Source organism: Enterococcus sp. DIV1094 (assembly GCF_017316305.2).
Classification (GTDB): Bacteria; Bacillota; Bacilli; order Lactobacillales; family Enterococcaceae; genus Enterococcus_B; species Enterococcus_B mangumiae.
This window is the reverse complement of record NZ_CP147250.1, coordinates 1,427,564-1,452,539: the sequence shown is the minus strand read 5'-3', so window position 1 is coordinate 1,452,539 and position 24,976 is coordinate 1,427,564. Positions and strand designations below refer to the sequence as shown.

Below are 24,976 nucleotides of genomic sequence, written 5' to 3'. Positions count from 1 at the left end.
ATGCACTATTTTTCTGAAAATTAATGAAGTGGGATTTCCAATAGTGGATAAAGTTCTTCTAAAGAATCGATACGATGTGTCGGCTGGATCTCCAGCATTTCAGGTAATCGATTTTTATTGAACCAAATCGTATCGATTCCTGCTTCATTTCCACCTTTGATATCCGAAGTCAGTGAATCACCGATAATGACCGTTCGCTCTTTGTCTAGTTCAGGAATATTTGTAAATACGTGATCGAAGAAGGCCTTCATTGGTTTTTGTGCGCCAATCGCTTCTGAAACAAAAATTTCTTTGAAGTAATGGATCATTCGCGCATCGGTCAATCGTCGATGCTGCGTTTGAGAAACTCCATTCGTCACAATATAAAGCTCCGCTTCATTTGACACTGCTTCCAGCAACTCATGGCTACCAGGAATCCAGTGATGGCCGAGATTCAAATAATGACGATAACGCTGATCCATTGCTTGGCTATCGACCGTTTTGCCAAACTGTTGGAACAATAGTCCAAAGCGATTTCCAGTCACTTCATCTCTTGTCATCTGCCCCTTTTCAAATTCACGCCATAAATGGTGATTCAATGCTTTATAACTCGTTCTGATCTCCGGTGTCAGTTCAATGCCTTGTTCAGCAAACAGTTGATGCAACGCTTCTGCTTCCGTTTGTTGAAAATCTAATAACGTATCATCTACGTCAAATAATAATGTATGATATTTCATCTGATTCTCCTATTTCTTCTATTTAAAATATTTTTTTAATTTTTTTAGTTCGTCTAACGTCAATGAGCGATACGATCCTTCAGCCAAATGTGGATCTAGTTGTAAGGGGCCCATGCTGATTCGTTGCAATGCAGTGACTTTTTTTCCACAAGCTAAAAACATCTTTTTCACTTGATGGAATTTCCCCTCTTGGATCGTCAGTCGTACAATACTTTTTTTATGTTGCGCGTCAAGGATCTCTAAATGTGCAGGTAAGCATTGATAACCACCATCAAAAACAATTCCTTTTTTAAAAGCAATTTGGTCAGCTTCTGTCACTTGTTCATTGACAACTGCTACATATGTTTTCTGTACTTTTTTATCAGGCAACAACATTTCATAACCTAATTGGCCATTGGAAGTGATCAACGATAAACCTGTTGTATCGCGATCTAATCGCCCAACTGGGTACAAAGGTTGTGTGCGATCGGCTGAAGACAACAAATCGATAACGGTCGTTTTGTGAATGTCTGTCACTGCTGTTACAGCTCGTTTAGGTTTATTCAGCATAAAATATACTTCATTTGTGTGCAACCTTACACCATCTACTTCGATGCGATGAAGTAAGCTATCAACGTTTCGATTCTGTTTCTGCTCTATTTCGCCATCGATACGAACGAGTTTCATTGCAAAGAGTCGTTTCATCTCTTTGCGTGATGTTTCTAATTCTTTTTCTATTAATTTATCTAACCGCATAGTTGTTTCCTTTCCTAGCTACTAAGCATTATAACCCGAATCGGACAGCATGCAAAATAGGAACGTTGAGTAGTTCCCTTGACTTACTCAAAGATTCGCGTTACGGTTAAAGAGTAAAGTGAATTGGATTTCTCATACACAGCGTAATGACCTGGTGGAGAAAAGTTGAATCCTGACTTTTTAAAGGCAGATGCGCGCATCTGTCTTTTTGCGTTTTTTCGCGCTACCTGATAATGTGCAAGAGACCATGTGACATTCACTTAAATAAAATCTGTCTGACACCAAAGCAGACAGTCACATTTTAAGGAGGAATTTGGTTATGTCAGTATCATTAGAAGTAAGTAAAAGAGAAGTACGTCCCCGTTCATTGAGAAACAAATTGCGTCACGAAGGAAAAGTACCTGCAATCGTTTATGGTTACAACGTGGAAAGCACACCAATCTCATTTGATAGTGCTACGTTTAGTAAAGTATTGCGTGAGAATGCCGCAAATACTGTGATCACAATGGATGTTGATGGAAAGAAAGTCAACACACTTGTTCACAAGATCCAATCAAACACATTTACCAACCAAATAGAACACGTGGAGTTCCTATCTGTGAACATGAAAGAAGAAACAGAAGTTGAAACAGAAGTTGTCCTTGTCGGCGAATCTGCTGGTGTGAAATCTGGTGGTGTATTGGCTCAAAACCTATATACTGTGATTGTTTCTGCTACGCCAGATCAATTACCAGAAAACATTGAAGTAGATATCACTGATTTAGCATTAGGTGACTCGATCACTGTAGCGGATCTACCGAAAGATGATGCCTACACGATCATTACTGACGGAGAAGAACAAATCGCCGCAGTTGTTGCACCAACGGAAGAAGAAGAAACAACTGGCGAAGCAGTAGAACCAGAAGTCATCGGTTCAACAGAAGAATAAACGCCTTTTAATAAACGAAGCTGTGGCAAACGTCATAGCTTCGTTTTTTATTTCACTTCAAAAAGCGTCTCACAGGAATGGTATATTCCTATTTATCATCCCTTATTTGTATATTTTATATAGTGAAAAACCCTTATATAACAAGCTTTTTCAATCCCCTCTTAAAAATTTCTTATACTTTTAAAAAAAGTATGCAAATATTGTTGCATTTTATGAAAATGTTTATTAGAATGAACCAACGTTACAAGAAGTATGACTCGTTTATCCTAATAAAAAATCTTCTCGTAATTTCGTTTTTTAGACAAAGGAGGCTAAGCCGATGTTTGAAAGTTTTGATAGTAGCCGTAATCGATACGCATCGTTAGGTGTGGTATCAAGTTTGCCAGATGAACTGATCGATAGTATCTGGTTTATTATTGATTTAGACCTTAAGGGTGTTATTCCGTTAGATAATATTTTAGCTTTTGATTTAATGAACAATCATGGAAAAGTAACCTTGCATTTTTCTCAAGCGGGCAGTACCGTAGAGATGGGGATTGATCTACCGTTCCCTTATTCTCCTCAATACCCTGCGCAAGTATTTGCTTATGATGATGGGACAAGAGAAACGATTCTTCTCCCAAGTGAAATTAAACAATACTAAAACAAGCCCTTTGTTTTGTACGATAGCCAAGTAGTTGACTCTTTGATTTTAATCTCGGACTCACTTCTTGGCTTGTTTTATGATGACCTATTCTGAAAATTTTCAGAAAACACAAAGCATTTTAGCTATTCGTTTATCATTATATTTTAATTGGTATTCCCAGGATAAACACTATATACTACTAACTAAATTTTAAAAGAAATAAGGAGTTTACAAGATGCGCGATTTAACAAAAGGAAGCCCAGCCAAACTAATTTTGCTATTTACTGTCCCTTTATTGATAGGCAATGTGTTCCAGCAATTCTACAACATGGTTGACATGATCATTGTTGGACAAACCTTAGGGAAAAACTCACTTGCGGCTGTAGGAGCTACTGGTGGATTAACTTTCTTGATCATTGGTTTTGCCCAAGGATTAACAGCTGGTTTAGCTATTATTACCGCACAAAGATATGGTGCGAAGGACTTTCGTGGTTTGAAAAAGAGTTTTGCTGCAAGTGTCATGATTAGTGTAGTCGTTACTGTGATTTTAACTGTCCTTAGCTTAGTATTTATTCGTCCGATGCTCCAGTTGATGCAAACACCCGCTGATATCATTGATGAAGCACAAACATTCATCGTGATCATCCTATGGGGAATCTTCGCTGCCGTCAGCTTCAACTTGTTATCAAATGTTATTCGCGCACTTGGTGACAGCCGAACACCTTTACTCTTTTTGATTGTTGCAGTGATCATCAACGTTGTTTTGGATTTGGTCTTTATCATCAACTTCGGTATGGGTGTAGAAGGTGCTGCGATCGCAACAGTGATTGCACAAGTCGCTTCTAGTTTATTATGTGTCGTCTACATCAAGAAAAAAATCCCGATGCTTCAATTACGTAAAAAAGATTTTTCGTTTGATATGCAAGAGATCCGTACACATTTGAATGTGGCATTACCAATGGCTTTTCAATCATCGATCATCGCAATCGGTGCAATCGTATTACAATCTGCACTGAATAGCTTAGGTACAGATGTCGTTGCTGCCCAAGCTGCTGCTGGTCGTATCGATCAATTTGCGGTTCAACCAATGATGTCCTTCGGTATTGCGATGGCGACTTTTGCTGCGCAAAACTATGGCGCAAAACAATATGGTCGTATCTTAAAAGGTGTCCGTCAAACATTAGTCATGAGCATTGGCTTTAGTTTCTTAGCTGGTGCAATCGTCATTTTCCTTGGTCGTCCATTAGTGAGCTTGTTTGTTAGCCCAACTGAAACCGTCGTGTTTGATTTGGCACAAACCTATTTTAATATCAATGGCTCGCTTTACTGGATCTTAGCAATCTTGTTTATCTTGCGTTACACGTTGCAAGGTCTTGGACAAAGCAAAGTTCCAACGATTGCTGGTATGATGGAATTGATCATGCGTTCGTTCGCTGCAATCATTCTTACTGGACTTTGGGGCTACCCAGGAGCTGCTCTTGCTTCACCACTTGCTTGGGCTGGTTCTGTTGCCGTCTTGCTTTACTCTTATGTACGTGCGGTTAAACATTTGAAACAATTAGATGCTGAACAACAACAATTTCCAATTGAAAATGCTGAAATCAGCTATTAAATTCAAAAAAAGTGTTCCTCCTATAATCAGGAAGAACACTTTTTTCTATGGATTCGTTGGTAAAATCACCAAACTGAAATAGTCGATATGTGCATGATTATACTCCAAAACAGTGAATTGGAATTGTCCGATCGTAATCACTGTACCCGGCTCGATTTCTTTTTGATAGCTAGACATAAAACCCGCAAGAGTAATAAAATTTGTCTCTTCAAATTCCGGAACATCCTCGTTGAAGTAACGCTCAAAATCATCGAGAGTCAATTTTCCTGAAACAATATAACTACCATCTTCTTGTTTTGCAATCAACGCTTGATCAACGTCTGTTTCGTCTCGAATTTCACCGACGATTTCTTCTAAAATATCTTCGATCGTGACAAGTCCACTTGTTCCGCCATATTCATCCTTTAAGATTGCTATATGCTTTCCTCTTCTTCGCATAATCGTCAATAACTTTTTGATTGGAATGGTTTCAGCTGTCACGATTGGCTCTTCAATCAATGACTCGACTGTGATCTGGTCATCTTCTAACGATTGTTTGATCAAAGCGGGCAAAGTGACGTATCCTAACACATTATCTTTAGAGCCTAAGATGACAGGGTATCGCGTGTGTCCTCGTTCAATCGATTCTTTGATTGCTTGTTCCACTGTATCCGAAACCTCAAAAACCTGCATAGAGGTACGATCCACTTGGATGTCTTTTGCCAACGTATCATCAAACTCAAAGACATTTTCTAAGTACTGGTATTCATCTTTTGTCAATTCACCTTGCTCGTAAGAATTGAGCGCAACTAACGTTAGTTCTTCTTGGGAAAGTGTTTCTTCTCCTTCCGAGACTAACTTCACTCCTAGCAGTTTACCTAAGCCTGCTGCCGAATGATTCAATACCCAGATGAAAGGAAACATCGCAAGATAAAAATAATGTAAAGGTCTCACCACAAACAAAACAACTTGTTCGGTATTGACGATACTATAACTTTTCGGCAAAAGTTCACCAACGACAACGTCGACATACGTGACAAGAATAAAACCTAATGCAACAGAGATCGTTGCACTGATTCCCCTACCAATCGGAAGTTGACCGATCCAAGGTTCTAACAACGCTGCCACAGAACCTTCACCAACCCACCCAATGATCAAACCAGTCAAAGTAATGCCTAACTGACTTGCAGATAAATAGTCATCTAAATGATGGGTCACATGTAACGCTAGTTTGGCGTTCTTCACACCGTCTTTTTCTAATTGCTCCAAGCGGGAACGTCTGATTTTTACTAAAGCAAATTCACTCGCAACAAAAAAAGCAGTGATTGCTATCATCAAAAATAATATTACAAAATTTAGTACCATTGATTTCGCCTCACTTTTCCATTTCAATTGTACAACTTTTCGTAAAAAGAGTATAACTAGGAGGCTTTTGATTTCTGCTTCTTCCACTAGATCACTCTAAATAATGGGAGGATTTATTCACTTGTGTCATTAGCATTCAATAGCTATTCAATAACAAGAAAATTTATAAATTAAGGTTTAAAATGTGCGCATGTGCTATGCTATTACGTGACAGTACAGTTTAATGACGGTGGCTATCCTTCGAAAGCGAGGTGGTGCGTATGCACATACTTTCTAAATCTTACGAAAGGAGACGCCTTTTGTCGGCACTCGATACAGTCCAATTTATGCTCAGCTTTGGTATGTTTACCATTGCCCTGATCACGTTGGTGGTAGCATTGCTTAACGACAAAAAGAAATAGCCGTCACTTTAGCAGGGGACTAGCTATTTCTTTTTAGAGATATTTAGATTTATACCACTGTTCTTTAAACAGCGCTGTCAAAGGGGAGTTGTTAGCGCAACTCCTCTTTTCACGTTTAGTATAGCATACTATCGACATGCTTACTAGATGAAGTTCTAGGGAAGATCCTCTGTCAGTTGGGCATTCAGTCTAAATTGATGCTCAGCTTTGGTATGTTTACCATTGCCCTGATCACGTTGGTGGTAGCATTGCTTAACGACGACAAAAAGAAATAACCGTCCTCGGCCTAGGACGGTTATTTCTAAAAATCACCTGAATTATGCCGCTGTTAATTAAACGGTACTGTCAAAGGGGAGTTGTTAGCGCAACTCCTCTTTTCAGATTCAGTATAGCATACTATCAACATGCTTACTAGATGAAGTTCTAGAGAATCTCCTCTGACTGTTCAGTTGGGCACCCAGTCTAAGTTGATGCTCAGCTTTGATATTTTTACCATCGCCCTGATCACGTTGATTGTAGCATTGCTTAGGGACGACAAAAAGAAATAGCCGTCACTTTAACAGGGACTGGCTACTTCTTTTTAGAGATATTTAGATTTATACCACGGTTCTTTTTAAACAGCGCTGTCAAAGGGGAGTTGTTATCGCAACTCCTCTTTTCATTTCCGGTATAGCATATTCCAATTCTTTATCTATTTATTTTTTTCGTTCTTTCAACCATGTTTTTCTAGTACCACCAATCAGCAATGGTACTGTTTCGTGTTTGACTTCACTGTATTCTAAACCAAACCAAGTTTCTGGTGTCGTAGCGATTTTCTTGATCGCAAGTTTGGCTTGCATGATTTGGCGTTCCCATTTTCCAAGAGTCGTTACATTTGAAACCACTTCGTCGATCAAGATGAATTGGAAATCGCCAACTTCTCTTCCTGGAGTCAATGAATACGTCTGTGGTTGTTTTGGTAAACGTCCTTGTTTCATTAAATCGTGGATGATTTGGCGAACGTAGACATTGATTTCTTGTTGGACACGGAAGCCTAAGAACAGATTCACTTGAACAACAAAGTCAGTCCCCATCATATCCACTTGATACTCTTTCGTATAGGGTTCATCAGTTACTTCTACATGTACAAACCAATAAGCCTTCGCCCGCTTTGGCCGTTTGTCTAAAATGGAATACACAAACTGACGACCGACCTTCCCATCTGCCATATCCGGCACTAAGAAGACCACGTTTGTTTGATACATTGGTAACGTCTTATCGTCTTTCAATTCTCTAAGCTGTGGAATGTATTCTTTTAATTCCACTTCTTCTGCGACCGATTCACGAATGATATTGCCTTGTTCCCAAATAAACATCACTGCCAGAATAACTAAAGCAATCAAAACAGCCACAAAACCACCGTGGAAAAATTTCACGACGCTGGAAATAAAGAAGACAACTTCGATCACACCAAAGAAAAAGGTGATCGTATGCGCCAACCATTTTGAATACCCACTTTGAAGCAGGTAGAAATAAAGCAATGCAGTCGTCATCAACATCGTCACGGTAATGGACAGTCCATAAGCAGCTTCCATATGATGCGAGGTTCTAAAAGTGACGACAACGAGTGAACAAGCAATCCATAAAATCAAATTCACTGCGGGAATATACATTTGTCCAATACTGCTTCCAGGATACATGATTTTCAATCGAGGTAATAATTTTAGTTTGATTGCTTCAGATACCAACGTAAATGAACCTGTAATCAATGCTTGCGAAGCAATGACTGCGGCAATCGTTGCAAAGCCGACGCCTATTACTGTAAAACTTGCTGGCATCATTTGGAAAAATGGATTTAAATTCTCAATTGCTTGTGTTTCAGGATTTTGATATACATTGATCAGCCATGCTGCTTGTCCAAAATAATTCAATACTAAGCAGACTTTGATATACGGCCAACTCAAATGGATATTTCGTTTTCCGACATGTCCTAAGTCAGAATAAAGCGCTTCTGCCCCAGTAGTTGCCAAAAAGATATTCCCTAAGATGAATAAACCTAGCTTGTTGTCAGGGCTAAATAGCAACTGGATCGCATAATAAGGATTCAAGGCACGGATCACTGTCCAGTCTTGGCTGAAATTGAATAAGCCCATCGCGCCTAAAAATGTGAACCATAAAAACATAATAGGTCCAAATGCCTTACCCACCACTTCTGTACCAAAACGTTGGACCATGAACAAAACAAAAATAATCGCTAAAGTAATGATGACAATAATGTTCTGGTCATTCCCGAATCGATCAAAAAACACTGGGATCCCTCGCAAACCTTCGATCGCAGTCGTAACCGTTACAGCTGGTGTCAATACCCCGTCTGCTAACAGTGCTGCACCACCGATCATCGCCGGTATGATCAGATATTTCCCACCTTTTCTGACCAAGGTATATAAAGAGAAGATACCACCTTCTCCATGATTATCTGCATTTAACGCGATTACGACATATTTGATTGTCGTTAATAATGTCAATGTCCAAAAAATCAATGAGACTGCTCCGATGACAAAATCCGGATTGATCCCTCGCAAGCCGCCATTATCCTCGACGATTGCTTTCATTACATAAAGTGGGCTTGTACCGATATCTCCATAAACAACCCCCATGGCGACTAATAATCCGGCCATCGAGATTTTTTTGGTGTTGTGCTTTGTTGTCACTTTTCCCCCTCATTTCTTCCATCGTGTGTATCCTAAATTCCACCTCATTATCCAAGGAATCAACCTTGGTGTCAATAAATTCGATAAAAATAACCCAGTCAACGATGCCGCCTTAAATAATCAGCCATGAAAGAGTAGAGACCTAAACACACGAGTGCTCCAATCAATGAAGGAATAAGATAAAAACCACTGATAGCTGGTCCTAGTTCGCCAAGGACAAATTCTCCTAACCAACTCCCTAAGAAACCAATGATGACATTCCCAGAAACACCACCTGGCACATCTTCATTAAGAACAGCGCCAGCGATGAATCCCAATACGCCACCGACAATCAATGAAAATAAAAAATGGATCATTTTCATTCCTCCTTTTCCACTTTAAATAACTCAGTGTTTTCAAGAAAATATAAATAGACCCTTGTTACTCCTGTATCAATTATAAAAAATAAGCGCACTACTTTTGAAAATACAAAATACTATTTTCGTAGCAGTACACTTATTAAAAAACTTTTATCTTAACCTGTTGGGATTACTTCTTTTCTTCTTCGTTCAACATTGCTTTTCTTGAAAGGTTGACACGGCCTTGTTTGTCGATCTCTGTCACTTTTACAAGTACTTCATCGCCTAGCTTCACTACGTCTTCTACGTTGTTCACGCGTTCGTTAGCTAATTGAGAGATATGGACTAAACCGTCTTTGCCTTTGATCAAGTTGACAAACGCACCGAATTTTTCGATACGAACAACTTTACCCAAGTAAACTTCGCCAACTTTGACTTCTTTCGTCAAGTCTTCGATGATCTTGATTGCTTTTTGGATCATTTCTTTGTCAGAAGAAGCAATACTTACTTTACCGTCTTGATCGATATCGATCTTCACGCCAGTTTCATCAATGATTCCATTGATCGTGTCGCCACCTTTACCAATGACATCTTTGATTTTTGCAGGATCGATTTGGATCATTTCGATTTTCGGTGCATATTGGCTAAGCTCTTCACGTGGTGCAGCAATCGTTGAAGTCAATTCTTCTAAGATTTCCATACGCGCTTGTTTTGCTTGCGCTAATGCTTCTGTCAAGATTTGTTCCGTGATTCCTTGGATCTTGATATCCATTTGTAATGCTGTGATTCCATCTTTCGTTCCGGCAACTTTGAAGTCCATGTCGCCTAAATGGTCTTCTAGTCCTTGGATATCTGTTAAGATCGTATAGTTTTCACCATCAGAAACCAATCCCATAGCAATCCCAGCAACAGGTGCTTTGATCGGTACACCTGCATCCATCAAGGCTAATGTACCTGCACAGATACTTGCTTGAGAAGATGAACCATTTGATTCAAGTACTTCTGCCACTAGACGGATCGTGTAAGGAAACTCCTCATCTGAAGGGATCACTTGTGCTAAGGCACGCTCGCCTAATGCACCATGACCGATTTCACGACGTCCTGGAGATCCAGCGCGACCAGTTGAACCAACAGAAAATTGAGGGAAGTTATAGTGGTGGATGAATCGTTTGCTGACTTCCACACCTAGTCCATCAATGATTTGATGTTCTCCTAAAGGCGCTAATGTACAAGCTGAAAGTGCTTGTGTTTGTCCGCGAGTAAATAATCCTGAACCGTGAACACGTGGCAATAAGCCAACTTCTGAAGCTAACGGACGGATTTCGTCTAATTTACGACCATCAGGACGGATTTTATCGATCGTGATCAATTCACGAACAACATCTTTTTCAAGATCTTCTGTAATTTGTTTGACTTCTTTTGTTAATTGCGCTTCGTCTTCATGACCAGCAAATTTCTCTGCATAAGCTTCACGAATATCATGTTTCACTTGATCGATATTGTCTTCACGAGCTAATTTTTCTTCCGTCATGACTGCTTCTTTCATTGTGCTGTAAGAAGCATCAAAAATTTCTTTTTTCAACTCTGCATCAACTTGTAATAAAGAAACTTCCATTTTTTCTTTACCGATTGCTTGGACGATTTCTTCTTGGAATGCGACTAGTTCTTTGATTGCTTCGAATCCGAATAGTAATGCGCCTAACATATCTTCTTCAGATACTTCTTTCGCGCCACTTTCTACCATGTTGATTGCTTGCTTTGTACCAGCTACGCTCAACTCGATATCAGTTGCTTCTGCCTGTTCAACTGTTGGATTCAAGACATATTCACCATTGACACGACCCACTTCAACACCTGCGATCGGTCCATCAAATGGGATATCTGAAATGGATAAAGCAAGTGAAGAGCCTAACATCGCTGCCATTGCTGGTGAACAATCTGTTTCTACACTCATCACGATATTTGTGACTTGTACTTCATTACGGAAACCTTCCGCAAACATTGGACGAATCGGACGGTCGATCAAACGAGCTGTCAATGTCGCTTCCGTACTTGGACGACCTTCACGTTTGATAAATCCACCTGGGATCTTACCGGCTGCATACATTTTTTCTTCGTAGTTGATTGTTAATGGGAAGAAATCTGTATCTTTCGCTTCTTTTGAGGCAACTGCCGCACTTAATACAACGGTATCACCATAACGTACTAATACTGCTCCATTTGCTTGTTTGGCCAATTGACCAACTTCGATCTCTAAGGGACGTCCGCCCCATGTCGTTTTGAAAACTTGTTTTTCTGACATAAATACTCCTTTTCCTTCTCGTGAAAGCCAGACGCTACTAAACAAATGAAAACCGCGAAAGTGAGCTTTTGCACCTTTCATTTGGTTAGTAGGAGTCCATCGAGCTGATTCACAGAAATGTTTGATAGTTTAAAGTAAAAAAAGTGAGATTCACGTGAACCCCACTTTCTGTTAAAAATTAACGGCGTAAGCCTAGACGTTGGATCAATTCACGGTAACGTTGAACGTCAGTTTTACGTAAGTAAGCTAACAAGTTACGACGATGACCAACTTTTTTCATCAAACCACGGTATGAATGATGATCTTTCTTGTGAACACGTGCATGTTCGTTCAAGTGGTTGATTTCTTCAGTTAATACAGCGATTTGTACTTCTGGAGAACCAGTATCTCCTTCATGACGTGCGTAATCTTTGATGATTTCGTTTTTGCGTTCTTTTGAAATTGCCATTTCTTTCACCTCGTTTAATTATTCCCCTGTGACTGAGTAAAACGTTGGTGATTCGCTTAACCAAGTAACAGGACATATGCTTTAAACATACAGCTATACTTTACCTGAAACTTCCTAATAAATCAAGTGCAGAATCCTTAAGAAAATCTATCTAAGCGAACAATCAGACTACTACTTTTTTTAATTTATGGTAAACTATTAACCGAAAAGAGAGTGTTTAACAAGAAAGGGGTACATATTCCATGATCACAATGGATGATATCATTCGAGAAGGCAATCCAACATTACGTGAAGTCGCACAAGAAGTCGCTCTTCCACTTAGCGAGGAAGATCTCTTATTAGGAGAAGAAATGTTGGAGTTTCTTAAAAATAGTCAAGATCCAATCAAAGCAGAAGAATTGAATTTACGTGGCGGGGTTGGCCTAGCTGCGCCTCAGCTTGATATTTCAAAACGGATCATTGCCGTCCACGTACCAAATCCAGATCCAGAAATCACTGAACCAACTTTGAGTACAGTCATGTATAATCCAAAAATTTTGAGTCATTCTGTCCAGAATGCTTGCTTAGGCGAAGGGGAAGGCTGCTTGTCAGTCGATCGTGAAGTACCTGGTTATGTGGTACGCCACGCAAAAATCACGCTTTCGTATTATGACAAGAATGGGGAAAAACAAAAAATTCGTTTAAAGAATTATGAATCAATCGTGGTTCAACATGAAATCGACCATATCAATGGTGTGATGTTCTACGACCATATCAACGCTCAAAATCCATTCTCTTTAAAAGAAGGCGTATTGGTGATCGAGTAGTAAAGGATACTATCAAAAATAAACAGAGATTGGCAGTTCTACCTGCTTTTCTCTGTTTATTTTTCTGTCATCACCTATTTTGGCAACTCGTTTCTACTTATTTTTTGATTGATACATTGGAATATTCAAACTAACGGTAACTGTTTGTTTACCGACTGGTCCAATGATAGTTCTACCTTTCCCTTGTCGATCGTCGTCTCTCTATTTCTTTGCTCATTGTCTTCTCTTGGTTTATTTCTTCTGTTGGGACCATTCCTGATTTTTACTTCGCATGTCTTGTTGCATTTTTTGTAAGCTTTCTCTTTTTATCCCCTCTTTGACTCAAATCAAAACGAGTGGAGATGTTACTATCTAGAAATATTCATCGGCTGCTGTCTAGAGATGCGATGACTTGTCGGCTCTGGTTTCTTTTTATTTGTCTGAAAACGTTGGAACAATGTTGAAAATTTTACTTTTTTAGCACTTTCTTGCTCTGGAATCCCCAATTTCACGTATGAATATTCGGCTTTTTTAGTAAAGGGGTTCAATGAACGTAAAAAAGCAAAACAACTAGCTATATTTTTCTTCTTATACTCTTCCCATGACACGCTTTCTGTCTTTTCCGTTACGTTAACTTTCACTTGTTCAGATTGTTTCATTTTATTCGGTTTGATTGTTGTAAGTCTTTGAGCATGTATAACTGCATCTTCCCTTATAGATTTGAGACTAGACCTTTTTTCTTCAGTCCTTTCATTCTTTGTCTCCTTTGTTACTGTATCGGAATTTTTTTCTGTATCGTCTTTTTGCGCTTCATCACCAACATTCACTGTCCGTATCATTTTCTCATTTTGCTTTTTTATTTCTATTTCTAGACGTTTATGTAGTTCTACTTCTATTGCTTGTTTTTTTTCTTCAAGTTGAGTGATAAGATACTCTGTCATTTCTTGTGCTATGGGAATACTTATGTGTATCAGAAGTTCTTTGTATAGTTGGATTTTATACGTTATCTTAGACTTGGCAGTTTCCAAAGCAAGTATATCAATCATTTGAATTCCTTGTTTCTCCCATCCTAATAGCAGTTCACCAATTTTGCTTTTTTCTTTTAACAGAGATTTATTGTAGGTAGATGGGATACATCCATCTACCTCAAAGATTGTCGAAATGTATAGATCTTGAGCATAAAGCTCACGAATCAACTGATACCATTCAAGTCTTGTTAAATGAGTAGCAGATGCAGGATTTTCCATATGTTTCCCTTTACGAAATAGATAATAATTGAATATGTGATCCAAAACTTTATTCTCTTTTACATCATCACCTTTCGTAGCAATATGAAACCTCCTCCGCATTTCTAATGTCGGATCTGGGTGTTTTAGGTTCCATTTAGGCGTTACTTTGATGTCTTTGTCTAAAGCAAAGATATCCTGTCTACAATTAAATAGTATCGTTCTTAGCGATGCTTCAATTTCAGTAACTACACAGTTACCAGTTGTTTGTTTCTTCATTTCTATGGATGCTATTGGGGTTGTTCCATAATGAACTGAAAGTTTAGTAAGCTCTTTGAATATGTAATGAGGAACTAAATTTATACTATCCTTGCTTAGAAAAAGCAAATGACTTAACTCTGGACTGTTTTTTATAGGAATTTCAAAATATGAGACAGCCTCTCCATCAAAGTATCGCAATTTATCTACCTTTAAAACGACGAAATTCTCATCTTTTTTATATACTGCTACCCCACAAACATGACCATTAACTTGACGATAATCTCCTGGAAAGAAAGATACTGAAAACAGTAGAAAATCTGTTGAGTCATTATTCCTCAACTGCTCAAACCTATTTTGTATACTCTCACTTGTCTCGAGGCGACTAAACTCAAGTGAGTGTTTTAATGAAGTAATGATTTTTTGTTTTTGTTCTTTTTCTGTGAAGAAATTGTCTTGATCACTTTCAATCATTTTAATATATGTGGATAGTAGTAATTGCCGATTTTGTGGTATATTAAATTTTTTATCGTTTCGTTTCAAAGATAACGTTAAAGCAAGCATATCCATCCGCGCTTTAAAATCACCCATATTTCCAAAGGTTTCTTGGCTTGACATAGTCCCCTCCAAAATTTGATTAATAACATTCCAATTATTTCCGTTTTTCACATTGAACAAGAATATAGTCTCGGTTGTTCAACCTCACAGCATTGCCTTGTGCTGAGATTTCGATATATCTGTGCTCTCATTTCGTCGCATCTTCTGTAGGCATGGCTCTTTTTTTATGAAGCTTGATACAATATCGCTAAAGAAATTAGTCTTCTTTTAACATTATTACTAGTTTTCACTTTGCGTTCAGTTGGTCTGTCACTCTGATTTGGTATACTTGATTTCTATCTCTTGATTGATTATCAGCATGTTCTACGAATACTTTTACTGTTTATCTCGGTTGATCCATTTTCCCTTCATAATATATTTTTAGGCACAATTAAAACGAATCGGGATATCAATCACTATCTAGAAATATTCATCGGCTGCTGTCTAGCGGGGCGCTGACTTGTCGGATCTGGTTTCTTTTTATTTGTCTGAAAACGTTGGAACAATGTTGAAAATTTTACTTTTTTAGCACTTTCTTGCTCTGGAATCCCCAATCTCACGTATGAATATTCGGCTTTTTTAGTAAAGGGGTTCAATGAACGTAAAAAAGCAAAACAACTAGCTATATTTTTCTTCTTAGACTCTTCCCACGACACGCTTTCTGTCTTTTCCGTTACGTTAACTTTCACTTGTTCAGATTGTTTCATTTTATTCGGCTTGATTGTTGTACGATTTTTAGCATCCTCCCACAACATATTCTGTTGGGTTTCCGTTACCCTATTTTTCATTTGATCAGATGGCTGTTTAGTTTGTTTCATTTTTTCCCTATTGATTGTTGTGAGTCTTTGAGCATGTATAACTGCATGTTCCCTTACAGATTTGAGACTAGACCTTTTTTCTTCAGTCCTTTCATTCTTTGTCTCCTTTGTTACTGTATCGGATTTTTTTTCTGTATCCACTTTTTTCGCTTTTTCAACAGTGCCTACTGTCTGTTTTTCTTTCTCATTTTTCTTCATTAATTCGATTTCTGAACGTTTATGTAGTGCTACTTCTATTTCTTGTTTTTTTTCTTCAAGTTTAGTGGCAACATGCTCTATCATTTCTTTTGCTATTGGAATGTTTATGTGAGGTAGCCGCTCTTTATATATTTGTATTTTACGAGTCAAATATGCCTTGAAGCCTTCCAATTCAAATAGATCAAATGTTTGGATTCCTTGTCCTCCCCATGCACCTGGTGGTTCTATAATCTTACTATTTTTCTCTAGCAAAGATTTATCATATGTAGACGGGATATCTCCATTATTATCAAGCATTATCGGAATGTATGGATCCTCAGAATAGAGATTGCGTATTCTCCGATACCAACCAGAACTGCTCAAAGCAGCATCAAATCCAGGCTTTTCAACCAGTTTCCCTTTGCGGTATAGATAAAAATGAAAAATATGATCCAAGTTTTTATTTTGTTCGATATTCTTTCCTTTCAAAGCATCGAGAAATCGGCGACGCATTTCTACTATCGCTTCCCAATACTTTGGATTCCAAGTAGGTGTTATTGGGGTATCTTTATCTAAAGAAAATATATCCGTTCGACAATTAAATAGTATTGTTTTTAACGAAGCTTCGATTTCATTGACTCCACAATTAGTCGTCGTTTGCTCTTTCATTTCTATAGCTGGTATGGGGATCGTTTTATTGCTAGTTGAAAGTTTCGCAAGTTCATTGAATATGTAAAATGGCTCCTTCTGCCAACTATCACGCTCCTGAAAGAATAATTCGCCTAACTCCTTACTATTGTTTGCAGGAATTTCAAAATATGAAGCAGTATATCCATCAAATAAGCGTTGCTTATCCACCTTTAGAACGATAAACTGTTCATCTTTTTTATATACTGTAAACCCGCAAACATGAGCGAGCTCTTTCCTATAGTCCCCAGGAAAGAAAAATACTGGAACGAGCACAAAATCTGTCGGATCATTATTCTTCAGCTTTTCAAACATATTTTTTATACTTTCACTTTCTTGAGAATCATAAACGGAAAGTGTATTTTTTAAGGAATTGATGATTTTATGTTTGTGATCTTTTTCTATAAAAAATTCGTCTTGATCACTTTCGATCATTTTTATATAAGTTGAGAACAACAAACGATTATCCCCTATATTAAACTCAGTTTCGCTTCCTTTCAATGACAAAGCTTCTGCAAGCATCTCTACTCTTTCTTTAAAATCATTGCTGTTTTCATTCATCGTTTTATCTGACATCTCGTCCTCCAAATTTTTATTTGATCGCATTACTTTATCCTCGCTTTTTTCATGTTAAATGAGGATAAAGCCTCGGTTAATCAACGTTCCGCCATTGTCTTGTGCGGATATTTTGTTGCTTGTTGAGTTGCATGTTTCTTTTTATATTTAGTTGGTTGAAAACAAGTTAACAATGTGTCCATTCTAAATTTCCCTTTATCCTTTTTCTCATTCGCAACATTTTTTGTAGGCATGTTTGCTCTTTTTTTTACCGGACGATTGATAAGAGATGCAATCTCGCTAAAATAATTAGTCTTCTTATTAGCATGATTACTCATTTTCGTTCGATGATCAGTTGGTTCTGTCATTCTGAGTTGATGCACTTGGCTTCTTTCCGTCGATTGATTAGTAGCATGTGCCATAAGTACTTCTATCGTTTTTTTTGGTTGGCTCCTATTCAGTTCAGGAGTCGCTTTAGGGGTTATTGTTTCGATCGTAGTGCTTATATTTTCGAACGTCTTAATTTCAGTCATTGTTTGATGCACATGCTCTTTCTTATTCTGGATGATTCCTTCCTCAGTCAAATGACTTTTTGGACTATCGATTTTACTTGTTTTTTCAATTGAATTCATTGAAGTTACTACCACCTGATCTTCTTTTACTACAGTGGTTGATTGGGTAACAGCTCGATTGAAATCCTCGAGCGAATCATTTAGTAACACGTTGGCTTTTTGTAGTTTTATCTTATCTATCGTAGTGAATGTCCCATCATATTTTTTGGATTCTTCACTTAGCGGTTGCAGGACTTCCAACGTTGCTTTTTGGGGTGCTACTGTATCGGAAGACTCAACATATGAAGGGGTATTCTTGTTGATTGATTTTGGTACATAGTTTTTCCATATTTCGTGTTTCTCTTCCCAAGGTGCTTTCACTAATTTCTCCTCCTTGATAAATACGACTTTTTCTTTAAAGCGATCCCAATTTCGATAAAGATAGCGAAGGTCACTGCCTGTGCTATTTTCTTTTTTATGTACAACGTCAAACATATTTACAGAGTCTAATGGAAAATAAATGAGCATATCTGACGTGGCAGCCACCATTTCGAGTCCTATTTTCCGTCCTTTATTTGCAAATTTCTCTTGTATCTCGGCTTTTGTATACTTTTGGTATTCCTCAAAATTATTGGGATCGAAAATTGTCTTCAATTGAAGTTTTTCATGAGCTTGTGAAATATGATAGTACTTTCCTAATAAAGGAAAATCATTTTCATTTGCTACTAATCTGTGCCAATTCTCCAAAAAGTTCTTAAATTCCCCCTTATCCCTTTGCTCTTTAGCTCTTTCAAAAAATGTATCTACAACTAATTTACTGTATCTATCTACATCCATTTCAACGATCGATCTACCTTGAATATTTTTTATGAGGAAATGATTATTGCTAAGCATCTCTCGTGCTTCTGGCGTCCCATAAACAAGTACTGTTTTTTCAATATGACTGATTTCATTGAGTCTGTCGATGTGATCTTTTTGGCATGACTTCCACCGTTCTGGTTTTAGTTCCCAAGGTGGGGCAACTCTTTGCCCATTTTCAAAAAAAACAACTTCTGCTTTGATCCGGTTTCGTTGATGATATAACTCCCGTAAGCTAATATCGAATACATCATTTCGTTCTCCATTGATTGTCTGATCGATTTGTTTAATACGGGAATCCAATGGCACCCAAATTTCAAAATCCTCATATATTTTTGAGACGGCAATGAAAATGGATTCTGCACGATTCATTAAAGGTACTTTACCTCTGTCCTCCATATACTCAATTACCGGTTGATTTGCAAATCTTTTTATTTGTTCGTATTGACGCCAAATCCCCCTCATTTGTGGGGGATAAAGATCAATTAATCGCAACCCTGATTCTGAAGTTACGACCTGACTGATCTCTTTCCAAAAACTATACTCCTGTGTTGCATTATTTATTATTTTATGAAAAGCAGGAGTTTTTACGTCACTTTCCTTGAACATAGACGCTGTTAACATTTTATACATTTCTTCTGTATAATATTTTGGATCATATGGGAAAAGCTGTTTTCGCTCTATCAAGTTATCTAGATTTCCGACTAATTGCGCTTTCTCTTGATCCTCCCCAAAAATAACTACTTTCTTCAACTCAAAATCTTCGGGATGAATCGGTGGAAGTTGATCCAAAAGCATTAGATCTCTGGTAGAAACTACTGACTCTGGCGTCTCTTTTCCAATCTCTTTTCTGCGCTTTATTTCAGCTTCGATTTCAAGATTCTTTGTTTCCCAAGCGACAATTGTTCGTTGAGCAATCTCCTTGGCTGTTGGTATTTGGATAAAGGGCAGTCGAGCATTGATGATGTCAATAGTTCTTTTATTTGATAGGTGTGTTTCTCTCAGTAAACTAAATTCGAGTTCTGTCAGCTTATGTCCATGCAAAATACCTAATGGTTCAATTTTCTTATTTAAAGTCTTTTGTACTTCCTCTTCTTCCACATGCGGAAGCTGACTGCTACCTTTTCTTATTTCTACAATATAAGGGTCATACTTAAAAAGAAACTTGATTCTTTGATACCACCAAGTCGCTTTTCGATCGATACCAGGTAAAGGATACTTTCCAAACAGCGTTTTTCGACATAAATAATAGTCAAAAATATGATCCACCTGTTGATTCCACTCTGGATTTGGACCCTTTAAAGCAGTCGCAAATCTTCTACGCATCTCTAAAGTGGAGTCTGGGCGTCTCGGGTGCCATTTTGGTGTTACTATTTGAGTATCATCTAAAGAAAAAATATCAGTTCTACAATTGAATAAAGTCGTCCGTAATGTTGCTTCGATTTCTGTCACCGTACAATTTGCAACAGTTTGATCCTTAAATGACATACTTGAGATTTTTTTTACACCTTTAGTTGAAAGAGTCTCCAAATCTTCTAATACAGAAGCTGCTTTTCGATATTCTTGGCTACGCTCTATGAAAAATAGTTTACTCAATTGATCGATTTTTGTCTTAGGAACTTTATAATAAAAGACATTTTCCTCATGGAAAAATTTAACTTTGTCAGTCCCTACCACGATAAACTCATCATTTTTTTTATACACGGTTAAACCGATTGTGTGCGCTTCTCTCCCTCCATCCATATAACATTTGGAAGGGAAAATCATAAAATCAGTCGAATCATTATTACCCATTTTTTCGAATAGTTCTTGCAGCTGTTCTTTCTTCTCAAATTGATAAAATGATTTAGTCCGTTCCAACGATTGGATGACTTTTTTTCTGTTTTCTATTTCAAGAAAAAAATCATCTTGATCATGCTTCAACATTTGAATATACGTTGAAAAGAGTAAAGTATAATCTCCGTTACTACCAAAACTTTGATCATTATTTTTTAAAGATAATGTCAAAGCTAGCATATCTATTCTTTTTTTTAAATCATTCGTTGTTTGATCCGACATAGACAACCTCCAAATTATTGTTATTTTTCATTTGTTTGTTTCAATTGTATCTACGCATATGTATGATTTGATTTTAAGTCAGCGACAATGCTCCTTTACACTGATTCTTTGTTTACTTTGCGAGCGAATAGTTGTCTGGGCATATCCTTTTATTTGCTTAAAATCTTTTTTATCCTTAGGCGTACACGCTTCTTTTTGAGTTGCACTTCTCGACTTAGGCTTATATGTCGCCCATAATTTAGTATCATCTTCCCATGGAGGAGGGACAAATTTTTTGTTTTCGATAAAGACGACTTGATGCTTGAATCGCTCCCAGTTTCGATACATGTATCGGAGTTCACTTCCAGTAATACTGGAGACTTTTTTGACTACTCTTAAGTCACAAAGTTCATCTCGCAGAAAGATAATCGTTATATTTCCAGTCAACAAAGTAAGTTCTAGCCCTATTTTGCAACCTTTTTTTATGAAGTGTTGCCTGATCTCTGGACAATCAAATTGAGTATAGTCTTCTGAAATGACTTTTTTAAAAATATTTTTTAATTGGAATTTTTCAATCGTCTTTGTAACGCGATAATAGGTTTCCCACAATGGTAAATAGCGGTCTTTTTCAGGTATGTAATAAATCCAATTACTAAAAAATTCTTCTCTACTTTTTTCTGTAGGACAATGTTTTAACTGTTCAAAAATACTCTCCATTAAAATATCATTATACTTATCGATATTAAAATCATTTATCTCCTTATAGTTGAAGTGCTTCAGTAAAACCTGATCTTCATAGTTAAAGTGGATACGTGCTACTCGTAAGCCGTAGATTAGAAGATTCCTTTCAGAAGTGGAAATATTCGATGATTTTCTCCAATCATTCTCTACACAACTTCTCCATAATCTAGCATTTCTTCCCCTTTCCCAAGGAGCTGGGACGATTTGTCCATTCTCCCAAAAGACAATTGAAGCTTTGAGCTTGTCTTTTTCATGATATAAACTGCGTAACGTAAAATCTGTATATCCGTTTTGCTTCCCTTCGATCGTCGCTGAAAAATTTCCACAATAAGAATCTAGAGGCATCCAGATGACAAGATCACTTCGCTTTTTCGCAACTTCAATCATTAATAATTCTGTGTTTTTTAATAATTGCATTCGTAAACTATACATCAACGTATTCTTCAGTGGATGATTGGCAAATTGTTCCGTTTCCTTGTATTGTTGATACTCCTCAAGAAACTGTTCCGAGTAGATCCTGTGTAACTGAAACCTTGGATCATCAATCATGATGGCTTGGATATCTTCCCATAGTGGATAGTTGCTTACTTCTTTTATTTGGTCAATCAACTCTTTAGATTGAAGAGTGAAATTCTCAAAAGGTTGTTGGATCAGATGGTCGACCAGCTCTTCCGTATAGACTAATGGATCATACGGATTTGTTTTTTTCCTTAGTTCTCTGTCATCCAGCTGTTGTTCTAAATTACTTTCATCTACTCCAAAGCAAAGAATTATTTTTTGATTTGTTCCTTGAAGCATTTTTTCCCCTCTTTCAATAAAAGTATTTGTAGCTTTTCTGTTCAGTATAGTTAACATTTTGCCATCGCATCAATCAATTATTTTATAAATAAAGAAAAAATGAGATTGAGACAGAAGTAAAAACACTTCAATCTCAATCTCATAAAATAAATTATTGATTCTCTTCGAACAAGATGCCCGCTTCTGCTAATCCTTGTTTGATTTGTTGCAATACTTGCTCATTTGAATAACGTATTGTATGCAAATGGATTCCATCTGTTAATTCAGACAATAACGAAGCCTGACTTTTCCGATAACGTTTCATAAATGAACGAATATCTTCTTCCGTCTTGATATGAAGCATTCCTGTCAGTTCGCCATATAGCGGATGCTCAACGATGACATCTAAGATTTCTCCACCGTGGGCCACGATCAATTGCAGCTCTTCTTCTGTTTGTTCCCGTTGGTGTTGTACCGCAATTTTACTGATAAGTCCTGCTTGATCTTGTTCATCTTCCAGAAGATACCCTCTGGCCGTTGCCACGATTCCTTCTCCTGCCGCTCGTAATAACGCAATATCGCCTACGATGATTTGTCGACTGACACCAAAGCGTGTGGCAAACTTACTGGCACTGACAGGCTTATCTGCATTGGCTAGTGTTTCAATGATTTCTTTTCGGCGAGTTTCTCCTTCAATCATCGCTCTACTCCATTCGTTTATTTTGATAGTTGCGTGAGTGCTTCATGATATCTGCATAAGTAGCTAAGATCGTCTCACTGTATTCTGGTGTTTTTAACCAACTGGCAACTTTATCCAGTACTTGTTGTTCTCTTTTTTCATCGTAAACTGCTTGATTCGTCGCTTGTTTCACATCGGCGATCTTTGTGACCGCAGACATTCTCTTTTCAAGTAGTTCTACAAGTTGGTGGTCGATTTGATCAATCGATTGTCTTAACTCCTCTAATGACTCCTCAGGCATTGGCTCATCGATTCGTTTGATGATCCGTGCCGGATTTCCAGCAATGACCACATTATCTGGAAACGATTTGGTAACGACTGCTCCTGCGCCAACAACAACATTGTCTCCTAAAGTCACTCCCGGTGTGATGATCACGCCGCCACCTAACCAAACATTGTTGCCGATCTCGATGGGTTTCGCAAATTCTAACCCGCTATTTCGTTTCACTGGATGCAACGGATGCGTGGCAGTATAAAGTTGAACGTTTGGGGCAAACATGCAGTTGTCACCAATTTTGATCGTACTGACATCCAAAAATGTACAGTTGAAGTTCGCATAAAAATTCTCACCTACGTAAATATTATAGCCATAATCAAAATTGATCGTCGGCTCCATATAAATTTTCTCGCCGGTAGCGCCAAATGTTTCTTTCAGCAATTGGCTGCGAAGTTCACTTGTTTCCGCTTGGTTGATGATCTGACTTTGACTACGAGCAAACTTTCGATCTGCTACCAATTCCGGATCACCTGCAAAATAAAGTTCGCCTGCAATCATTTTTTCTTTTTCTGTTTTAGCTGTCATCTTACACTCTCCTGTACTTTTTTGAATACCTTCGTTCCATCTGTTTGGACAAATCCATACATCTCTGATAGATATACAGGGGTTTGATTGATTACTAACAGCTTCGCATGAGGCGCACGAAACTGGATCAAATCACAAAAAGGATGGACTTGAAAACTTGTTCCTATGATCACGATCAAGTCCGCTTGATTAACGGCAAAAGTGGCTTGATCCAATACTTCATCTTGGAACCCTTCCCCATATAACACAATATCTGGTCGAATCTGTCCACCACATCGTTGGTGTTTGTCACTGATGAGATAATCACGCCAATCAACCGCTTGATGGCAGTTTCGACAATAACAATGATACAGATTCCCATGAAAATTAACTAGTTTTTTACTTCCTGCTTTCTCATGCAGGCCATCGATATTTTGCGAAACGACCCATACTTCTTTTTCTTTAGCCAACTCGACGATTTCTCGATGGATGATATTGGGTTGAGCTTCGGGATGATAAAGATGTTTGAGAAACGAATAAAATTTCTCTGGTTCTTCGTCCATTGCTTGATGACTCAATAAGTATTCTGGACGATCAATTCCTTGGTAGACACCTGTTAGCGAACGGTAATCGGGGATGCCTGAAGGTGTGGACACACCTGCCCCAGTTAGAAAAGTCAGCTTTTGACTTTCAATAATGGCTGTTGCTGCTTCTTCAATTGTTTGTTCCAACATTTGTACCTCACCTCTCTTCTATTATAATCGAAATAAAACAAATCGTACCCTTAATCGAATGAAAATCCAAAGATATTTTTTGAGAAAATACTCACAAACATCACTGACAAAACAATGAAAACGTGCTACAATACCAATGATCTGTATATTTTGAGTATGAAACGAGGTGAATCAATATGGTCGCATTCTTGATTTATTGGGGCGTTATTTTAGCATGTATCGCTTGGTTAGCATTAAGTATTTATTTCTCTATCTTCTATTTCGCTCGTAAAGAAAATGGAAATCTATGGGCATTTGCCTTTTTCAATGTATTAGCAGCAATTGTTCTAGCAATTACGTTAGTGGTATATCGTACATGGGGCTGGGGGATCACACAATACTCTAGCTTGATCTATCTTGTTTTAGCTATTTATGGAGTAACCGTTATTTTGCAAGCGATTCTAGGTCGTGAACCTAAAAAAGCTGCTGCTTAAATGCTCCTTTCAAATAAAACAGTAAACAGACTGAGCGTTGAGC

At 37.8% G+C, this 24,976-nt stretch carries 21 protein-coding genes and 1 pseudogene; 8 read left to right on the top strand and 14 right to left on the bottom strand.

Annotated features, from left to right (window positions below; translation table 11 throughout):
- Nucleotides 1-20: 20 nt before the first annotated feature.
- Nucleotides 21-716, bottom strand: coding sequence for a YjjG family noncanonical pyrimidine nucleotidase (locus DOK79_RS07055; protein ID WP_206854400.1), 696 nt, complete (start codon nt 714-716; stop codon nt 21-23).
- Nucleotides 717-734: 18 nt separating this feature from the next.
- Nucleotides 735-1,451 (bottom strand): 16S rRNA pseudouridine(516) synthase, encoded by a 717-nt coding sequence (locus DOK79_RS07050; RefSeq protein WP_206854402.1) that lies wholly within the window; start codon nt 1,449-1,451, stop codon nt 735-737.
- 319 nt (nt 1,452-1,770) lie between these two features.
- Here DOK79_RS07050 and DOK79_RS07045 point away from each other — a divergent pair, with 319 nt between their 5' ends.
- The 3 genes from DOK79_RS07045 to DOK79_RS07035 all read left to right on the top strand — a co-directional run bounded on the left by DOK79_RS07045 (nt 1,771) and on the right by DOK79_RS07035 (nt 4,616).
- Nucleotides 1,771-2,379, top strand: coding sequence for a 50S ribosomal protein L25/general stress protein Ctc (locus DOK79_RS07045; protein WP_206854403.1), 609 nt, complete (start codon nt 1,771-1,773; stop codon nt 2,377-2,379).
- 319 nt (nt 2,380-2,698) lie between these two features.
- Nucleotides 2,699-3,022 carry a DUF960 domain-containing protein gene (locus tag DOK79_RS07040; protein WP_206854405.1) on the top strand — a complete coding sequence of 108 codons (324 nt, stop codon included), beginning with the start codon at nt 2,699-2,701 and terminating at the stop codon, nt 3,020-3,022.
- A 217-nt stretch (nt 3,023-3,239) separates the two neighbouring features.
- On the top strand, nt 3,240-4,616 hold the full coding sequence (locus DOK79_RS07035; RefSeq protein ID WP_206854407.1) for an MATE family efflux transporter: 1,377 nt from the start codon (nt 3,240-3,242) through the stop codon (nt 4,614-4,616).
- Nucleotides 4,617-4,661: 45 nt separating this feature from the next.
- Here the strand turns inward: DOK79_RS07035 and DOK79_RS07030 are convergent, their stop codons facing one another.
- A complete protein-coding gene (locus DOK79_RS07030; protein ID WP_206854410.1) occupies nt 4,662-5,960 on the bottom strand; it encodes a hemolysin family protein in 1,299 nt (432 codons plus the stop codon).
- Between the two features lie 260 nt (nt 5,961-6,220).
- Here DOK79_RS07030 and pepG1 point away from each other — a divergent pair, with 260 nt between their 5' ends.
- From pepG1 to DOK79_RS07015, 3 genes and pseudogenes are all read left to right on the top strand, one after another.
- Nucleotides 6,221-6,361, top strand: coding sequence for a type I toxin-antitoxin system toxin PepG1 (pepG1, locus tag DOK79_RS07025; RefSeq protein ID WP_206854412.1), 141 nt, complete (start codon nt 6,221-6,223; stop codon nt 6,359-6,361).
- 197 nt (nt 6,362-6,558) lie between these two features.
- A pseudogene (locus DOK79_RS07020) lies at nt 6,559-6,636 on the top strand (putative holin-like toxin); the annotation flags it as partial.
- 195 nt (nt 6,637-6,831) lie between these two features.
- Entirely contained in the window at nt 6,832-6,909 is a 78-nt protein-coding gene (locus DOK79_RS07015; RefSeq protein WP_206854772.1) for a putative holin-like toxin, read from the top strand.
- 147 nt (nt 6,910-7,056) lie between these two features.
- On the opposite strand, the gene DOK79_RS07010 is transcribed toward DOK79_RS07015, so the two are convergent.
- From DOK79_RS07010 to rpsO, 4 genes are all read right to left on the bottom strand, one after another.
- On the bottom strand, nt 7,057-9,051 hold the full coding sequence (locus DOK79_RS07010; RefSeq protein WP_339093208.1) for a KUP/HAK/KT family potassium transporter: 1,995 nt from the start codon (nt 9,049-9,051) through the stop codon (nt 7,057-7,059).
- A gap of 98 nt (nt 9,052-9,149) precedes the next feature.
- On the bottom strand, nt 9,150-9,407 hold the full coding sequence (locus tag DOK79_RS07005; protein WP_206854416.1) for a GlsB/YeaQ/YmgE family stress response membrane protein: 258 nt from the start codon (nt 9,405-9,407) through the stop codon (nt 9,150-9,152).
- A gap of 172 nt (nt 9,408-9,579) precedes the next feature.
- Nucleotides 9,580-11,691, bottom strand: a complete 2,112-nt coding sequence (gene pnp / locus DOK79_RS07000; protein WP_206854420.1) for a polyribonucleotide nucleotidyltransferase — start codon at nt 11,689-11,691, stop codon at nt 9,580-9,582.
- A gap of 178 nt (nt 11,692-11,869) precedes the next feature.
- Nucleotides 11,870-12,139 carry a 30S ribosomal protein S15 gene (gene rpsO, locus DOK79_RS06995; RefSeq protein WP_010734375.1) on the bottom strand — a complete coding sequence of 90 codons (270 nt, stop codon included), beginning with the start codon at nt 12,137-12,139 and terminating at the stop codon, nt 11,870-11,872.
- A gap of 242 nt (nt 12,140-12,381) precedes the next feature.
- Here rpsO and def point away from each other — a divergent pair, with 242 nt between their 5' ends.
- Entirely contained in the window at nt 12,382-12,945 is a 564-nt protein-coding gene (gene def, locus DOK79_RS06990; RefSeq protein WP_206854423.1) for a peptide deformylase, read from the top strand.
- 347 nt (nt 12,946-13,292) lie between these two features.
- On the opposite strand, the gene DOK79_RS06985 is transcribed toward def, so the two are convergent.
- The 7 genes from DOK79_RS06985 to DOK79_RS06955 all read right to left on the bottom strand — a co-directional run bounded on the left by DOK79_RS06985 (nt 13,293) and on the right by DOK79_RS06955 (nt 24,460).
- Nucleotides 13,293-15,026, bottom strand: coding sequence for a hypothetical protein (locus tag DOK79_RS06985; protein WP_206854425.1), 1,734 nt, complete (start codon nt 15,024-15,026; stop codon nt 13,293-13,295).
- 395 nt (nt 15,027-15,421) lie between these two features.
- Nucleotides 15,422-17,263 carry a hypothetical protein gene (locus DOK79_RS06980; protein ID WP_206854427.1) on the bottom strand — a complete coding sequence of 614 codons (1,842 nt, stop codon included), beginning with the start codon at nt 17,261-17,263 and terminating at the stop codon, nt 15,422-15,424.
- A gap of 80 nt (nt 17,264-17,343) precedes the next feature.
- Entirely contained in the window at nt 17,344-20,709 is a 3,366-nt protein-coding gene (locus DOK79_RS06975) for a hypothetical protein (protein WP_206854428.1), read from the bottom strand.
- 78 nt (nt 20,710-20,787) lie between these two features.
- The gene (locus tag DOK79_RS06970) at nt 20,788-22,227 is read right to left on the bottom strand and encodes a hypothetical protein (RefSeq protein WP_206854429.1); all 1,440 of its coding nucleotides are present in this window, start codon (nt 22,225-22,227) and stop codon (nt 20,788-20,790) included.
- A gap of 151 nt (nt 22,228-22,378) precedes the next feature.
- The gene (locus DOK79_RS06965; protein ID WP_206854431.1) at nt 22,379-22,906 is read right to left on the bottom strand and encodes a transcription repressor NadR; all 528 of its coding nucleotides are present in this window, start codon (nt 22,904-22,906) and stop codon (nt 22,379-22,381) included.
- A 4-nt stretch (nt 22,907-22,910) separates the two neighbouring features.
- Nucleotides 22,911-23,747 carry a chorismate mutase gene (locus tag DOK79_RS06960; protein ID WP_206854433.1) on the bottom strand — a complete coding sequence of 279 codons (837 nt, stop codon included), beginning with the start codon at nt 23,745-23,747 and terminating at the stop codon, nt 22,911-22,913.
- Nucleotides 23,744-24,460: an NAD-dependent protein deacylase gene (locus tag DOK79_RS06955; protein WP_206854435.1), complete on the bottom strand. Its 717-nt coding sequence runs from the start codon at nt 24,458-24,460 to the stop codon at nt 23,744-23,746. Before DOK79_RS06955 ends, DOK79_RS06960 begins: the two co-directional genes overlap by 4 nt.
- Before the next feature lie 176 nt (nt 24,461-24,636).
- Between DOK79_RS06955 and DOK79_RS06950 the strand changes: the two genes are divergently transcribed.
- The gene (locus DOK79_RS06950; RefSeq protein ID WP_206854438.1) at nt 24,637-24,933 is read left to right on the top strand and encodes a hypothetical protein; all 297 of its coding nucleotides are present in this window, start codon (nt 24,637-24,639) and stop codon (nt 24,931-24,933) included.
- The last annotated feature ends 43 nt before the right edge of the window (nt 24,934-24,976 follow it).

Excerpts from the sequence above, each read along its gene's own strand:
- DOK79_RS06980 (WP_206854427.1), bottom strand. The coding sequence starts at position 17,263 with ATGTCAGATAAAACGATGAATGAAAACAGCAATGATTTTAAAGAAAGA.
- pepG1 (WP_206854412.1), top strand. The coding sequence starts at position 6,221 with ATGCACATACTTTCTAAATCTTACGAAAGGAGACGCCTTTTGTCGGCA.
- DOK79_RS07040 (WP_206854405.1), top strand. The coding sequence starts at position 2,699 with ATGTTTGAAAGTTTTGATAGTAGCCGTAATCGATACGCATCGTTAGGT.
- DOK79_RS07035 (WP_206854407.1), top strand. The coding sequence starts at position 3,240 with ATGCGCGATTTAACAAAAGGAAGCCCAGCCAAACTAATTTTGCTATTT.
- def (WP_206854423.1), top strand. The coding sequence starts at position 12,382 with ATGATCACAATGGATGATATCATTCGAGAAGGCAATCCAACATTACGT.
- DOK79_RS07055 (WP_206854400.1), bottom strand. The coding sequence starts at position 716 with ATGAAATATCATACATTATTATTTGACGTAGATGATACGTTATTAGAT.
- DOK79_RS06955 (WP_206854435.1), bottom strand. The coding sequence starts at position 24,460 with ATGTTGGAACAAACAATTGAAGAAGCAGCAACAGCCATTATTGAAAGT.
- DOK79_RS07050 (WP_206854402.1), bottom strand. The coding sequence starts at position 1,451 with ATGCGGTTAGATAAATTAATAGAAAAAGAATTAGAAACATCACGCAAA.
- DOK79_RS06950 (WP_206854438.1), top strand. The coding sequence starts at position 24,637 with ATGGTCGCATTCTTGATTTATTGGGGCGTTATTTTAGCATGTATCGCT.
- DOK79_RS07015 (WP_206854772.1), top strand. The coding sequence starts at position 6,832 with ATGCTCAGCTTTGATATTTTTACCATCGCCCTGATCACGTTGATTGTA.
- DOK79_RS06975 (WP_206854428.1), bottom strand. The coding sequence starts at position 20,709 with ATGTCGGATCAAACAACGAATGATTTAAAAAAAAGAATAGATATGCTA.
- DOK79_RS07005 (WP_206854416.1), bottom strand. The coding sequence starts at position 9,407 with ATGATCCATTTTTTATTTTCATTGATTGTCGGTGGCGTATTGGGATTC.
- rpsO (WP_010734375.1), bottom strand. The coding sequence starts at position 12,139 with ATGGCAATTTCAAAAGAACGCAAAAACGAAATCATCAAAGATTACGCA.
- DOK79_RS06965 (WP_206854431.1), bottom strand. The coding sequence starts at position 22,906 with ATGATTGAAGGAGAAACTCGCCGAAAAGAAATCATTGAAACACTAGCC.
- DOK79_RS06985 (WP_206854425.1), bottom strand. The coding sequence starts at position 15,026 with ATGTCAAGCCAAGAAACCTTTGGAAATATGGGTGATTTTAAAGCGCGG.
- DOK79_RS06960 (WP_206854433.1), bottom strand. The coding sequence starts at position 23,747 with ATGACAGCTAAAACAGAAAAAGAAAAAATGATTGCAGGCGAACTTTAT.
- DOK79_RS06970 (WP_206854429.1), bottom strand. The coding sequence starts at position 22,227 with ATGCTTCAAGGAACAAATCAAAAAATAATTCTTTGCTTTGGAGTAGAT.
- DOK79_RS07030 (WP_206854410.1), bottom strand. The coding sequence starts at position 5,960 with ATGGTACTAAATTTTGTAATATTATTTTTGATGATAGCAATCACTGCT.
- DOK79_RS07045 (WP_206854403.1), top strand. The coding sequence starts at position 1,771 with ATGTCAGTATCATTAGAAGTAAGTAAAAGAGAAGTACGTCCCCGTTCA.
- pnp (WP_206854420.1), bottom strand. The coding sequence starts at position 11,691 with ATGTCAGAAAAACAAGTTTTCAAAACGACATGGGGCGGACGTCCCTTA.